This is a genomic window from Dactylosporangium sp. NBC_01737 (genome assembly GCF_035963215.1).
Classification (GTDB): Bacteria; Actinomycetota; Actinomycetes; order Mycobacteriales; family Micromonosporaceae; genus Dactylosporangium.
The window spans coordinates 8,779,802-8,792,897 of sequence record NZ_CP109153.1; the positions used below are offsets into that span (position 1 = coordinate 8,779,802).

At 73.1% G+C, this 13,096-nt stretch carries 14 protein-coding genes; 11 read left to right on the forward strand and 3 right to left on the reverse strand.

All coding sequences use genetic code 11. From position 1 onward, the window contains the following. Positions 1-66: 66 nt before the first annotated feature. The 5 genes from OHA72_RS39885 to OHA72_RS39905 all read left to right on the forward strand — a co-directional run bounded on the left by OHA72_RS39885 (position 67) and on the right by OHA72_RS39905 (position 5,855). Positions 67-960 carry a sensor histidine kinase gene (locus tag OHA72_RS39885; RefSeq protein WP_327001260.1) on the forward strand — a complete coding sequence of 298 codons (894 nt, stop codon included), beginning with the start codon at positions 67-69 and terminating at the stop codon, positions 958-960. Then, a complete protein-coding gene (locus OHA72_RS39890; RefSeq protein WP_327001261.1) occupies positions 957-1,658 on the forward strand; it encodes a response regulator transcription factor in 702 nt (233 codons plus the stop codon). The genes OHA72_RS39885 and OHA72_RS39890 overlap by 4 nt, the downstream gene beginning before the upstream one ends. Positions 1,659-1,837: 179 nt before the next feature. Continuing rightward, a complete protein-coding gene (locus OHA72_RS39895) occupies positions 1,838-2,908 on the forward strand; it encodes an ABC transporter substrate-binding protein (RefSeq protein WP_327001262.1) in 1,071 nt (356 codons plus the stop codon). 65 nt (positions 2,909-2,973) lie between these two features. Continuing rightward, positions 2,974-4,725 carry an ABC transporter permease gene (locus OHA72_RS39900; protein WP_327001263.1) on the forward strand — a complete coding sequence of 584 codons (1,752 nt, stop codon included), beginning with the start codon at positions 2,974-2,976 and terminating at the stop codon, positions 4,723-4,725. Beyond that, positions 4,722-5,855, forward strand: a complete 1,134-nt coding sequence (locus OHA72_RS39905) for an ABC transporter ATP-binding protein (RefSeq protein ID WP_327001264.1) — start codon at positions 4,722-4,724, stop codon at positions 5,853-5,855. The genes OHA72_RS39900 and OHA72_RS39905 overlap by 4 nt, the downstream gene beginning before the upstream one ends. 396 nt (positions 5,856-6,251) lie before the next feature. Here OHA72_RS39905 and OHA72_RS39910 read toward each other — a convergent pair whose 3' ends face one another. After that, complete coding sequence (locus OHA72_RS39910; protein ID WP_327001265.1) at positions 6,252-6,821, reverse strand: DUF1349 domain-containing protein; 570 nt, start codon at positions 6,819-6,821, stop codon at positions 6,252-6,254. Positions 6,822-7,212: 391 nt separating this feature from the next. Between OHA72_RS39910 and OHA72_RS39915 the strand changes: the two genes are divergently transcribed. Both OHA72_RS39915 and OHA72_RS39920 read left to right on the forward strand, forming a co-directional pair. Beyond that, on the forward strand, positions 7,213-8,781 hold the full coding sequence (locus OHA72_RS39915; RefSeq protein WP_327011757.1) for an HAD-IC family P-type ATPase: 1,569 nt from the start codon (positions 7,213-7,215) through the stop codon (positions 8,779-8,781). Between the two features lie 10 nt (positions 8,782-8,791). Next, positions 8,792-9,064 carry a hypothetical protein gene (locus tag OHA72_RS39920; RefSeq protein ID WP_327001266.1) on the forward strand — a complete coding sequence of 91 codons (273 nt, stop codon included), beginning with the start codon at positions 8,792-8,794 and terminating at the stop codon, positions 9,062-9,064. Between the two features lie 26 nt (positions 9,065-9,090). On the opposite strand, the gene OHA72_RS39925 is transcribed toward OHA72_RS39920, so the two are convergent. Continuing rightward, a complete protein-coding gene (locus OHA72_RS39925) occupies positions 9,091-10,029 on the reverse strand; it encodes a helix-turn-helix transcriptional regulator (RefSeq protein ID WP_327001267.1) in 939 nt (312 codons plus the stop codon). 63 nt (positions 10,030-10,092) lie between these two features. On the opposite strand from OHA72_RS39925, the gene OHA72_RS39930 reads away from it, so the two are divergent. From OHA72_RS39930 to OHA72_RS39945, 4 genes are all read left to right on the forward strand, one after another. Then, positions 10,093-10,950 (forward strand): DNA-3-methyladenine glycosylase family protein, encoded by an 858-nt coding sequence (locus OHA72_RS39930; RefSeq protein WP_327001268.1) that lies wholly within the window; start codon positions 10,093-10,095, stop codon positions 10,948-10,950. A 213-nt stretch (positions 10,951-11,163) separates the two neighbouring features. Then, complete coding sequence (locus OHA72_RS39935; protein ID WP_327001269.1) at positions 11,164-11,478, forward strand: PadR family transcriptional regulator; 315 nt, start codon at positions 11,164-11,166, stop codon at positions 11,476-11,478. Then, the gene (locus tag OHA72_RS39940) at positions 11,475-12,440 is read left to right on the forward strand and encodes a hypothetical protein (protein WP_327001270.1); all 966 of its coding nucleotides are present in this window, start codon (positions 11,475-11,477) and stop codon (positions 12,438-12,440) included. The genes OHA72_RS39935 and OHA72_RS39940 overlap by 4 nt, the downstream gene beginning before the upstream one ends. Before the next feature lie 9 nt (positions 12,441-12,449). Further along, positions 12,450-12,665, forward strand: a complete 216-nt coding sequence (locus OHA72_RS39945; protein WP_327001271.1) for a zinc ribbon domain-containing protein — start codon at positions 12,450-12,452, stop codon at positions 12,663-12,665. An 11-nt stretch (positions 12,666-12,676) separates the two neighbouring features. On the opposite strand, the gene OHA72_RS39950 is transcribed toward OHA72_RS39945, so the two are convergent. Next, a complete protein-coding gene (locus tag OHA72_RS39950; RefSeq protein ID WP_327001272.1) occupies positions 12,677-12,904 on the reverse strand; it encodes a hypothetical protein in 228 nt (75 codons plus the stop codon). Positions 12,905-13,096 lie beyond the last annotated feature (192 nt).

Sequence of the window (13,096 nt, forward strand, 5' to 3'; positions counted from 1 at the left end):
GTGCCGCGCGGCGGTGCCCCCGCCGGGGAGTGGACGTGGCGGCCGCAAGCCGCTTAAGTGGCCGGGGTGCAGTGGATCGTTGCTCGAGCGCTCTGGGTGGCCTGGACCGCCGCGGCCTGCGGTGCCGTGGCGGTGACCGGGCTGGGCATCGCCGGGCGCTGGTCGCCGGCGACGGCGGTGGCCGGGCTGGCCGCCGGCGTCGTGGTGGCCGCGGCCGGCACGCACCAGGTCCTGCGGCTGCAGAGGGCGGAGCTGGCCGGGCTGGCGGAGCAGGTCGAGCGGCGGGCCGAGCAGGTCACCGCGCTCAGCCACGAGCTGCGGACCCCGCTGAGCATGATCAAGGGCGCGGCGGACCTGCTGCTGGAGCGCACCCCGGGTCCGCTGACCACCGCGCAGGAGCGGTTCCTGCTGGTGATCGGCCACCAGTGCACCCATGTCGTCGCCCTGTGTGAGAGCCTGCTGACACAGGCGAAGATCGAGGCGGGCCTGTTCACCCCGCGGCTGGAGCGGGCCGACGTCTCCGTGCTCGCCCGGGACGTGGTCACCGCGATGCGGCCGCTGTGCGCCCAGCGGCAGCAGCGCATCACGCTCGACACGCCGCAGGTGACGCCGCGCATCCCCGCCGATCCGCTGCTGATCTCGCAGGCGCTGACGAACCTCGTGTCCAACGCCAGCCGCTTCACCACCGTCGGCGGCAACGTCGACGTGCGGGTGATGGCGGTGGACACCGGCGTCGCGATCTACGTCACCGACGACGGGGCCGGGATGAGCCGGGAGCAGCGCCAGCAGCTGTTCCGCCGGTTCGCCACCGGCCGGCCCCTCGAGGACGGCACCGGCCTGGGCCTGGTGATCACGAAGACCATCGTGGAGCTGCACGGCGGGTCGATCATGGTCGACACGGCGTCGACCCGCGGCACCACGTTCCTGCTGACACTGCCGTCGAACCAGGGGGCCGCGTGAGCACCGCGCTGATCGTCGACGACGAGCCGCAGATGACGATGATCATCGGGTACGCCCTGGAGACGCAGGGCTTCACGGTGCTGGTCGCGCACGACGGCGCCACCGCCCTGCACCTGCTGCGGTCCCGCGAGGTCGACCTCGTCGTGCTCGACGTGCTCATGCCGGCGATGGACGGGCTGACGCTGTGCGAGCGGATCCGGGCCCGCTCCGACGTGCCGATCATGCTGCTGACCGCCCTGGCCCACCACGACGACGTGATCGCCGGGCTGGAACGCGGCGCCGACGACTACGTCACGAAGCCGTTCCACCCGCGCGAGGTGGCGCTGCGCGCCGCGGCGCTGATCCGCCGCCGCCGCGAGACCGGCACCGTCCTGCGCGTGGGCGAGCTGGTCATCGACCCGACGGCCAGGTCCGCGACGCTCGCCGGCCAGCGCCTCGAACTGCCGTACACGGAGTTCAAGCTGCTGCTGCACCTGGCCACCCACCGCGGCAACCCGCAGTCGTGGCAGGACCTGCTGCGCGCGGTCTGGGGCACCACGGAGATCATCGGCGGCCGGGACGTGGTGAAGTCGACCGTGTACCGGCTGCGGTCCCGGCTGACCGGCGACGGCGACGGCACCACCTACGTGCGGACCATCCGCGGCGCCGGATACGTCATGCCCGACCTGCCACCCCCGGCCGGCAGCCCGGCGCCGTGACCGGTCTCGTGACCGGCACCGTGATCGGCCCTGGGCGCCGGTAACACGGCTGTCACCGAAGCCCACCTCGCTGTCACCGCGGCCATGCCTCCCGCCGCATACGTTGACCACACCCCGCCGGCCCCCGCCCGGCACACCCCCCCGCCGGTGGACACCGGCTGCTCAAGGAGGTCGAGTCGATGGCACCGCCTCAGCACCGACGTGTCAGGGCCGCGCTGGCCCTGCTGGCCGCGGCCGCGCTCGCCGCCGCCGCCGGCTGCGCCCGTTCCGACGCCGGCGACCCGGCGTCCGCCAAGGATTCCGGCAAGGTCGTGGTGGCCTGCGGCGCCACCGAGGAGTGGTGCAACGCGATGACCACCCGGTTCACCAAGGCGACCGGCGTCAAGGCCGAGTTCGTGCGGCTGTCCAGCGGCGAGACCGTCGCCCGGCTGCAGGCCGGCAAGGCCAACCCGGAGTTCGACGTGTGGCACGGCGGCCCCGCCGACGGGTTCGTCGCCGCCGGCGAGCAGGGCCTGCTCGACCCGTACGTCTCCGCCAACGCCAAGGTGATCCCCGACCGGTACAAGGACCCGGCCGGCGTCTGGACCGGCGTGTACGTCGGGGTCCTCGGGTTCTGCAACAACACCAAGATCCTCGCGGAGAAGAAGGTCGCCGCGCCCCAGTCCTGGCAGGACCTGCTGAACCCAGGGCTCGCCAAGGACGTCGGCATCGCCCACCCGTCCACCTCCGGCACCGCGTACACGATGCTGTGGACCCAGACGGCCCTGCACCAGGGCAACGCCGACGCGGCGCTGGAGTACATGAAACGCCTGCACCCCAACGTGCTGCAGTACAGCAAGTCGGGGATCGCCCCGGCGCAGCAGGCCGCCCGCGGTGAGGTCGGCGTCGGCGTCATCTTCTCCCACGACTGCGTGGCCACCCAGGAGCAGGGGTTCAAGGACCTCAGCCTGACCTTCCCGTCGGAGGGCACCGGCTACGAGGTCGGCGGCGTCGCGCTCGTCCACGGCGCGCACAACCCGGTCAGCGCCCGCAAGTACATCGACTGGACGCTGACCCCGGCGGCGCAGGAGATCGGCCCGACGGTCAAGTCGTACCAGGTGCCGACGAACCCCGAGGCGAAGCTGTCGGACAAGACCGTCGACCTGACGAAGGTGAAGCTCGTCGACTACGACGTCGCGGCGGCGGGACGGGCGAAGAAGGACCTGACCAAGCGGTTCGACGCCGAAGTGGCCCAGGCCCCGAAGTCCTGACCCGGGCGGCCGGCCACCCCACGCCGGGTGGCCGGCCGGCTCCGGCCCGACGCCAGGAGGATCCGATGACCCTGCTCGCCCCACCCTCATCCGTCCCTGCCCCGGACCCCGCCGTCCGCCGGCCGAGGCGCCGCTCCCGCGACCTCGGCGTCATGGTGGCGGTCGCCGCGAGCGTCCTGCTCGTCGTGGTCGGCAGCGTCTACCCGCTGACCGCGGTGCTGTCCACGGCGCTGTCCGGCGAGGCGCTGCCACGGTACGCCGAGTTCGCCACGTCGTCCGTCGACCTCATGATCCTGCGCAACACGCTCGTGCTCGGCCTGCTCGTCGGCACCTGCGGCACCGCGCTGGGCTTCCTGTTCGCGTTCGTGCAGACCCGGCTCGCGGTACCCGGGAAACGGATCCTGCACGTCGTGGCCCTCGTGCCGGTCGTCAGCCCGCCGTTCGCCGTCGCCACCGCCGCGATCGTCCTCTACGGGCGGCGCGGTGCCGTCACCCACGGCCTGCTCGGCGTCGAGTACGACATCTACGGGCTGGACGGGCTGGTGTTCGTGCTGTCGCTGTCGCTGTTCCCGGTCGCCTACCTCGGCATGCTCGGCATGATGCGCGGCCTGGACCCGGCGATGGAGGAGGCCGCGATGAACATGGGCGCCAGCCGCTGGCAGATCTTCCGGACGGTGCAGCTGCCGCTGCTCGCCCCGGGCCTGGCGGCGCCGTTCCTGCTGCTGTTCGTCGAGGCGATCGCCGACCTGGCCAACCCGCTGGCGCTCGGCGGCGACTACACCGTGCTGGCCAGCCGGGCCTACCTGGCCGTCACGGGGGAGTACGACACGACCAGCGCCGCCGTCTACAGCCTGATCCTGCTGGTGCCGTCGGTCGGGCTGTACCTGGCGCAGCGCTACTGGCTCGGCGGGAAGATCCGCACCACCATCACCGGCCGGCCGTCCGGCAGCGTGCACCTCATCACCGGCTGGGCCCGATGGCCGATCTTCGGGCTCGCCGTGCTGGTGGCGCTCCTGGTGGTCAGCCTGTACGGCACCGTGATCGTGGGCTCGGTGACCCGGGTGTTCGGCGTGGACAACACGGTCACGTTCGAGCACTTCCGGGAGGTGCTGTTCGGCGCGGGCCGCGCGGCGCTGCGGGACACCACCCTGCTGGCGGCCGTCGCGACCCCGGTCGCCGGCGTCTTCGGGCTGCTCATCGCCTGGCTGGTGACCCGGCACCTGCGCCGGTCCGCCGGCTGGCTGGACTTCGCCGGCACCCTCGGCGTGGCCGTGCCCGGCACGGTGCTCGGCATCGGCTACCTGCTGGCGTACCGGCCCGACCGTTACGTCGGCGACCTGCTGGTCCTGCCCGGGCTGGTCGGTGGCACCGCCGTCGCGGGCGGGTCCCTGGCCATCGTGCTCGCCTACATCACCCGCAGCGTCCCGGCCGGCCTGCGTACCGGTGGCGCCGCCCTGACGCAGCTGCACCCGAGTCTGGAGGAGGCGTCGGTGAACCTCGGCGCGGGATCGTTCCGCACCTTCCGCGCCGTGGTCCTGCCGCTGATCCGCCCCGCGCTGCTCACCGGCCTGAGCTACAGCTTCGCCCGCAGCATGACCTCGATCTCCACGGTGATCCTCCTGGTGACCCCGAACACGAAGATCATCACGTCGCAGATCCTCAGCGCCGCCAACACCGGGCGGTACGGGGTCGCGTTCGCCTACTGCACCGTGCTCACCGCCGTCGTCCTGGCCGGTTTCGGCCTCATCCGGTTGCTCGTCGGCGGCACCGTGAGCCTGTACCGCACCGCCGCACCCGCCGGAAGGAAGCCCCGATGACGCTGACGCACCAGCCCGACGACCAACTCGCCCCGGCGAAGGGCCGCGCCGACGCGGGAAGGCTGCGACTGGACCGGCTGACCAAGACGTTCCCGTCGAAGTCGTCGGGCGTCACCGCGGTCGACGACGTGACGCTCGACGTCGCCCCAGGCGAGTTCATCACGCTGCTCGGCCCGTCCGGCTGCGGCAAGACCACGACCCTGCGCATCGTGGCCGGCTTCGAGACCGCCACGAGCGGTCACGTCCTGCTCGACGGCGCGCCCATCGACCACGTGCCGCCGCAGCGGCGCACGATGGCGATGGTCTTCCAGAGCTACGCACTGTTCCCGCATCTGAGCGTCGCGGAGAACATCGCGTACGGGCTGAAGCTGCGCCGCCACGCGCACGACGACGTGCGCAGCGCCATGCAGATCGCCCTGACGAGCATGAACCTGGTCGGCCTGGAGCACCGCGCCCCGCACGAGCTGTCCGGCGGCCAGCAGCAGCGGGTTGCCCTGGCCCGCGCCCTGATCATGCAGCCGAAGGTGCTGCTCTTCGACGAGCCGCTGTCCAACCTCGACGCCAAGCTCCGCGGCGCCATGCGGGCGGAGATCCGCCGCATCCAGCGCCGCCTCGGCATCACCAGCCTGTACGTCACGCACGACCAGGACGAGGCGATGAGCATGTCCGACCGGATCGTGGTCATGAACAAGGGACGCGTCGAGCAGGTCGCGACGCCCGCGGAGATCTACTTCCGGCCCGCGACCATCTTCGTCGCCGACTTCATCGGCCGCGCCAACTTCATCGAGGTCGCTCCGGAGCACGTCCACGACGGCACGGCCGTGGTGAACGCGCTCGGCATGCGGCTCACCGTGCCGGCCCACCCGGCGGTCGACGCCAACCACGCCAGCGCCTATCTCATGATGCGGCCCGAGACGATCTCGTTGCGCCCTGCCGGCGACGGCGGCATCGGCACCGTCCTGCGCTCCACGTTCCACGGCCACAGCGTCGACTACGAGGTCGAGACGATCAGCGGCACGCTGCACGTCACCGACGCCGGCCCGGACCCCGACGGCCTGCTCGGCGTCGGCACCAACGTGGCCGTCACCGTGAACCCGGACCGGGCGTACGTCCTCAACGGCAACGCGTGACCGCCGGCGGCGGGGCCGCCCCAGCGGTGGGGCGGCTCAGCCGCCGGTCAGAGGCTGGGGTCCGACAGGTGTTGTGCACGTCCTGCACAGCAAGATGCACAGCGGGTCGGGGCGTTCCCACGGGGTGCGGCGATACGCTGCGGCGCACTGGGGGAAGGGACCCGAGGACCTGAAGGTGCGCCTTTCAACCTGACCGACGCCGAGCCGTCATCGCGGGTCGACATCCTCGACGAGGCGGCCCGCACCTGCTCGGTGCCCTTCCGGCACATGGACCGCTACTTCGGTGGCATCGACGTCACCCGGACCACGCTCGACGACTCCTACGGGTTCCGGTCGGCGGACCTCGCGCGCCGGGACGCCGTGCCTCGGGCCGGACGCGCTGACCTGCCGCGAGCCCTACTCGAGGTTGTCACGGGACATCGGCGGCCCGATCCGGAAGTCGCGGAAGGTGGCCCGCAGCCCGGCCCGCTCCGGCGAGCAGCACATGACGCCGACGTCGACGGTCGCCGGCAGGTCAAGGTGGCCGAGGCGCACCAGGTGCCACGGCCCGTCGGCGACGCGGTAGTGCACGGTCACCGCGTCGCCGAAGCGGGAGACGCGCATCGCGACCTCGCCCGGTGCCCCCGCGACCGGCGCCATCGACACGTCGGAGCGGCCGCGGGTGAGCACGGTGCTGATCTGCACGGCGCCGGACGTGACCTCCAGGCCGGCCTTCAGCCAGTTGCGCTCGTCGGCCCGCAGCATCATGCCGGCCTGGTCGAAGCGGGTCGTGTGAGCGGCGGACACGACCGCCTCGGCGGTGAAGTCGCCCGTGGCCGGGTGATGGAAGAAGTGCCCGTTGTCGGTGGTCCAGCCGTAGAACGTCTCACGCCAGAAGTCGGTCCGCAGATCCGTGACGGCGCGCAGGACACCGTCCTGCAGCGACCAGTCCTGCGGCTCGTTCAACCACGACATCGCGTCCAGCACGCCGAAGAGCATAGTGACGAGCGGACCGCGCCGCCGCGCATGGTGATGAACCGGCCGCTGGTGGCCCCCGGTTCCCGCTGATCACCCGGGCGCCGAGGTCGTCGCAACAGTCCGCAGCGATCTGCCCGCGCCGGCTCGGACGCGACCGGATGTCGTCATGGGATGCCTTCGCAGCCGGCGCGCCCGGTGTCGGTTGCTCGTCGAAGCGGTCAGAGTCGGTGGGTGGTCTTCACCCGCCGGGTCGTGTTCGCCGCGTACTGCTGGGCCCGGGCGCGGCGACCGGGCCGCGCTGCGGCGTTTTCCTCGGCGCCCGCCTGCCGGGTGCGCCGGTCATGGCAGCAATGCCTCGTCGACTGGGCCCGACAGATCGAATCGACCGTGGCAGCCGGTGATGGTTCACGGCTCGTGGTCCGGCTCGGCCGTGCGCAGCATGACCGGCGCCGGGCCGACCACGACGGCGCTGCTCGCCGCGCTGCCCGGCACCCGCCTGGAGGTCCGTGAGGAGGTGCCGTTCTCCTCCGCGCGCTGCTGGAGCGCGGTCAGCGTCGCCGGAGGCGGGGACGGGCCGGCCGCCGTCCACGTCCTCGGTGCCTTCGAGACGCTCGGCGACGCGCTCCCGACCGAGGCGGTCACCGCCGCCGGGCTGCACACCGCCATGGCCGCCCTGACCGGGCAGGGCCTGCGGGTCCTGCTCTACGCGACGGCCGCCGACCCGCACGCAGCCCTGCACGCCCGCGACGGGGCACCGCACCTGCCGCCGCTGCGGCCCGTGGCACTGGTCGCGCTGCGTGACGAGCTGCGTCCCGGCGTACACGAGACGCTGCGAGACCTGAAGGACCGTGGCGTCGCGGTCAAGGTCATCTCCGGCGACGACCCGCGCACCGTCGCCGCGCTCGCGCACCGGATCGGCCTGCACGACCCCGCACCGCGCAGCGGCGCCGAGCTGGAGGCGATGACCCCGGAGGCGTTCGGCGACGCGGTCGCCGTCGGTGTCGTCTTCGGCCGGGTCGCACCGGGGCTCAAGGAACGCATGCTCGACACCCTGCGCCTCCAGGGGCGTTACACGGCGATGATCGGCGACGGGGTCAACGACCTGCCGTCGCTGAAGAAGGCCCACGTCGGCATCGCCGTGGAGAGCGGCAGCAGCGTCGCCTGCGACGTGGCGGACGTCGTCCTGCTCGACGACGCCTTCGACGCCCTGGCCCCGGCCCGCCACGAGGGCCGGCGCATCGTCTCCGGCATCACGACGTCCATGTATCTGTACCTGGCCCGCGTCGCCGTCTCCATCCTCGTCATCATCGGCGTCGCCATCCTCGGGCTCGGGTTCCCGTACGAACCGGCGCAGGTCGCGATCGTCCTGTTCACCGTCGGCCTGCCCACGATGGTGCTCACCGCCTGGGCCCCGCCCCGCGCGCCGGACCCCGGCCTGCTCGGCTCCCTCGGCCGCTTCGTCGCACCGGCAGCCGTCGTCACGGCGGTGTTCGGCGTCGCCCTGTACGCCATCCTCTACCGCTCCGTGCAGGGCGGCATCGTCGCCCACCATGTGCCGCCCGAACTGGTCGTGCGCTTCGAGGAGTTCACCGGCCTGCTCCGCTCCGACGCGACGTTCGCCGACCAGGTCGCCACCGTCGTGGCGCAGACCGGCCTGACCGTCTTCACGTCGCTGACGGCGTTCACCCTCATCCTCTTCCTGGAGCCGCCCTGGCGCGTCTTCGCCGGCTGGACCACCGTGCGCACCGACCGGCGGCCCGCCGCCCTCGTCGCCGCGCTCGTCGCGATCCTGCTCGTGATCCTCGCCGTACCGGCCCTGTCGCACTACTTCAGCCTGGTGCCGAACCCGCTGGTCTTCATCGGCGTCGCGGTGTTCCTCCCGCCGTGGTTCCTCGCCCTGCGCACCGTCTGGCGCCGCAACCTCCTGCAGCGGATCCTCGGCCTCAAGGACCCGCACGGCGGCGCGTAGGCTCCCGCCCGTGACTGTTGACATCGCAGCTGAGACCCCCGGCGACAGCGACGCCGAGGAGACCTTCGAGACGGCCGCCGAACCCGGCGACGGCCCGTCGATCATCTACACCGCCTACTTCACGGCCGCGGAGGAACTGGTCGAGCACATCCGCGCCGCGGACGTGCTCAACCTCGGCTTCCGCGTCGAGTCCTACGTCGTGACGCCGGAGGAGGCGTCCGACGCGACCCAGATCGAGTTCGAGTTCACCCTGCTCAGCGAGCTGCCCGTCCGCGGCGACTGACCACCGCCCGGCCGTCCGGCCCGGCGTCAGTCGCCGGGCCGGTACAGCGCCGCGACCGCGAGTGCAGCGTCGCGCATCGCGGTGCGCAGCTCCGGTGGGTCGAGCACCTCGACGCGGGTGCCCAGGCCGAGGAGGCTGCCGACGGCGTGCGGGAGCGCGGCGAACGCCAGGCGCACTGTCGTGGAGGAGCCGTCGTCGTCGCGCAGGTGGCGGGCGAGCAGGCGGCGGACCATCGCGGCCGCGTCCGGCGCCGCGGTGACCACGACCGGCACGGCGCGGGGGCGCACCTCGACCTTGTCACGCAGCAGCGACCACGCGGCCTCGAGGGAGAACCCGGCGGGCAGGCGCGCGGGATCCGGCAGCACCGTGCACGAGTGGACCCGCGACACCCGTACCAGTGCCGGTTCTGTCGTGACCAGATACCAGGTGCCGGCCTTCGCGACCAGGCCCGCGGGGTCGACGGTGCGGTGCTCGCGGTTGCCTGAGCTGTCCTGGTAGTCCAGGTCCAGGCGGCGGCCGCGCAGGAGGCCGTCGTGGATCAGCGGCAGCAGCGGGACCGGCGAACCGGAGCGCATCCACGGGTCGACATCGACGAGCACGTGACGGCGGCCCTGGGTGAGGCCGCCGCGCAGGGCCCGGCCGCCGGCGCCGATGATCTTCTCGATGGCGGAGTCGAGGGCGTCGCCGAGGCCGAGGTCGCCGGCGAGGCGGGACTGGCCGACGGCGAGACCGGCGCCCTCGGCGTGGCTGAGGTTGGCCAGGCCCGTGCGGTACGTGTCCAGCAGCCGGATCCCGCCGAAGCGGCCCCGCTCGGTGTACACGGGGATCCCCGCGGCGCTGAGCGACTCCACGTCGCGCAGGACGGTGCGGACCGAGACGCCGAGGCGGTCGGCGAGCTCCGGGGCGGCCGCGTCCGGCCGGGCCTGCAGCAGCAGAACCAGTGACAGCAGGCGGTCGGCACGCACGACGCCGAGTTTATCCGCGAAACATGACAGACGTTGTCGTGTTTGACCGGCGATAGTGCGGTCATGGACGCACACATCACCGGCCCGTTCGACCTGGAACGGCAGAACGAGTACTTCGGCGGCTGGACCCAGCCCGTCGGCGACGCCCGCACGATCGTCATGGCGTTCCCCGTCGAGGGCTGGACGCACTCCGCCGCCGTGCTGCTGCGGCAGAGCGCACCCGACACCGTGACCGGCGAGGTGCAGGGCCCCGCGGCGGCATGGCAGCAGGCGCTCGCCGTGCTGTCCCTCGACGAGGACGGCAGCGGATGGCCGCAGGTCGGCGAGCGCGACCCGGTCATCGGCGCGTTGCAGCGGCGGCACGCGTACCTGCGTCCGGTGCTGTTCCACTCACCCTACGAGGCGGCGTGCGCGTTCATCATCGCGCACCGGCTGCGCATCGAGCAGGGCCGCGCGATCCGGCAGCGGATGGCCCGCGCGTTCGGCGAGCGGTTCGACATCGGCGGGGTGACCGTCCACGCGTTCCCGTCGCCGCAGCGGCTGCTGGGACTCACCGAGTTCCCCGGCATCAACGAGGAGAAGGTGCGCCGCCTGCACGGCATCGCGGAGGCCGCCCTGGACGGCCGCCTCGACCGGGCCCGCCTGCGGAGCCTGCCGCTGCCGGAGGCCCTCGCCGACGTGAAGCGGCTCCGCGGCGTCGGCGACTTCTTCGCGGTCGCCATCGTCATGCGCGGCGCCGGCCTGGTCGACGCGCTGCCCGGCGACGAGCTGTCCAGGGCCGGCATCCAGCGCTGGTACGACCTGCCGGCCCTCCCGTCCGACGCGGAGGTGGCCCGCCTGACGGAGGCGTGGCGCCCGTACCGGATGTGGGGCTCGGTGCTCGTCCACGCCTCGGAGCGACGGGCCCGCGCCGCCGCTTAGGGCGCGTCCAGGGTGACCTGCGGGCGGCCCGGGTCGGCCAGATCCGGGTTCTGCGCCGCGAACACCTGCTCCATCGACGCCCCACCCGTCCCGCCGGATGGCTGCGGCCTCGCTGGTGGTGATCGGTACCAGCCACGTCATGATCACCGGCACCCGCTGATCATCCTCGGGCAACCCGTAGCGCTCGCTTCTCTATGTATATAGAGTTGTCGGGTGACGCGAGCCAGGCAACCATCCCCGCAGACCGCGGCCGTGCTGCGCGCCCTTGCCGCGGACCCCGCGCAGTGGCGATACGGCTATGAGCTGGGCCAGGAGGTCGGGCTCAAGGCCGGCTCGCTCTACCCGATCCTCATCCGGCTGTCCGACCGGGGCCTGCTCGAGGCGTCGTGGGAGACCGACCCGCCTCAGGGCAGGCCGCCGCGGCACCTGTACCGGCTGACCGGCGCCGGCCTGTCGATGGCCGCCGAGCTCGCCCCGGTGGCGGCCCCGGTGCTGCGCCCCCGTCCGGAGCCGCGGGGCGCCTGGTGAGCGGGACGCTGCTGACGCTGGTGGTCCGGCTGCTGCCGGCCGGGCACCGCGACTGGGGCCGCGCCATGCTGGCCGAGACGGCCGCCGTCCCGCCCGGCCGCGAGCGCTGGACGCATGCGCTGGGTTGCGTGGGTGCCGTGCTGTCACTGCCGCCCGTGCTCCGCGCGATCGGGTATCCACTCGTGGCCCTGGCGGTGCTCGCCGCCGTGCTGCAGTGGTCGGCCGGCATCGCCTACGGCCCGCTGCGGTGGGGCGTCGTCGGGATCATCGCGCTGCTGCAGGTCGTGGCGCTGTGGGGGCGGCGCGCCGGCGTGCTGGGCCCGGTCGGCGACGGCCGGACCGCCCGCGCCGTGCGGGCCGGCGGTTGCCTGTTCGTCGCCGCGGCGACCGCGACGTTCGCGGCGGCCGCCGGCACGCACGGCCCGCCGCAGGAGCAGGCGCGCTTCGGCGTGCCCATCTTCGCGGTGTTCCTGACCAGCTACCTGGTCGGGTTCCTCGCGGTCACCGCCCGCCGCACCGCCGTGACCGGCCGTGCCCTCGCCGTCGGCGTGGCGGCCGCGTTCGCCGCCACCGGGATCTGGCTGGTGCTGCAGTTCGCGTTCCCACCGCTGCCGACCAACGTCGGCGGCGCGGTGTTCACGATCGGCTGCGGCGTCGCCGCCGTGACCGTGGTGCTGTCCCGCGCCGACCGATGGCGGGACACGCTGCTCGCGGCGCTGTGCGCGAGCATGCTCGCCCCGCTGCTGGTCTTCACCGCCGTCGTGCTGACGTCGTCCTACGGCCCGGCCCGGCTGATCCCGGACCTGGTGCCGGCCGCGCTGACCCCGGCCGACGACCTCGCCAACAGCCGGATCGAGATCCAGGACCCGTATGTCGCCATGCTCTTCCTGGCCTGCCTCGCCGCGCTGGTCCTCACCGTCGCGAGCGCCACCGCGGGCCGGGCGCGCCGGACCGGGCTGTAGGCTGACCCGGTGCTGATCTTCGGCTGGGGCTGGCGGGTGAAGCACCTGCGCACCCTCACCCTGCGCTGCCCGCGCTGCGGCAACACGGCCGCGCACCCGCTGTACAAGCGCGTGCTGAAGCTGTCGCTGTTCTTCGTGCCCCTGATCCCGCTGCGGGTCAAGCACACCGTCCAGTGCACCGCCTGCGGCGTCGAACGCGACGCCGACCCCGCCCTCGTCGGCTGACCGCCGCCGGTTCATGGCGGCTGGAGGCCGCCGCCGACCAGCAGGACGTCGGGCAGGCCGTAGGTGCCCTGGGCGGAGACCTCCACCCAGGGGTCGGGGACGCGGATGTGTGCGGTCCAGTGCTGGGAGTTCCTCGACACGTCGAGTTCCTGATACGGCCAGCCGTTGGCCAGGGTCGGCGGCGGGCCGGCGTAGGCGCCCGGGCTGGGACCGCAGCGCTCGCGGCGACCGCGGCACACCCGTCGGGTCCGGAGTGGGCGACGAGCGGGTCTCGGGTGCGAGCGTCACGTCGACGGAGAAGTCGGCGTTGCCGGTGCTGCCCGACATCGACAGCTGCTCGACGCCGCCGCCACCAGGACGCGTTGACGTTGACGAGGGTGCGCCGCACGTACAGGTCCGGCTGGTCGGTCCGCAGGATCCTCGCCCAGCGC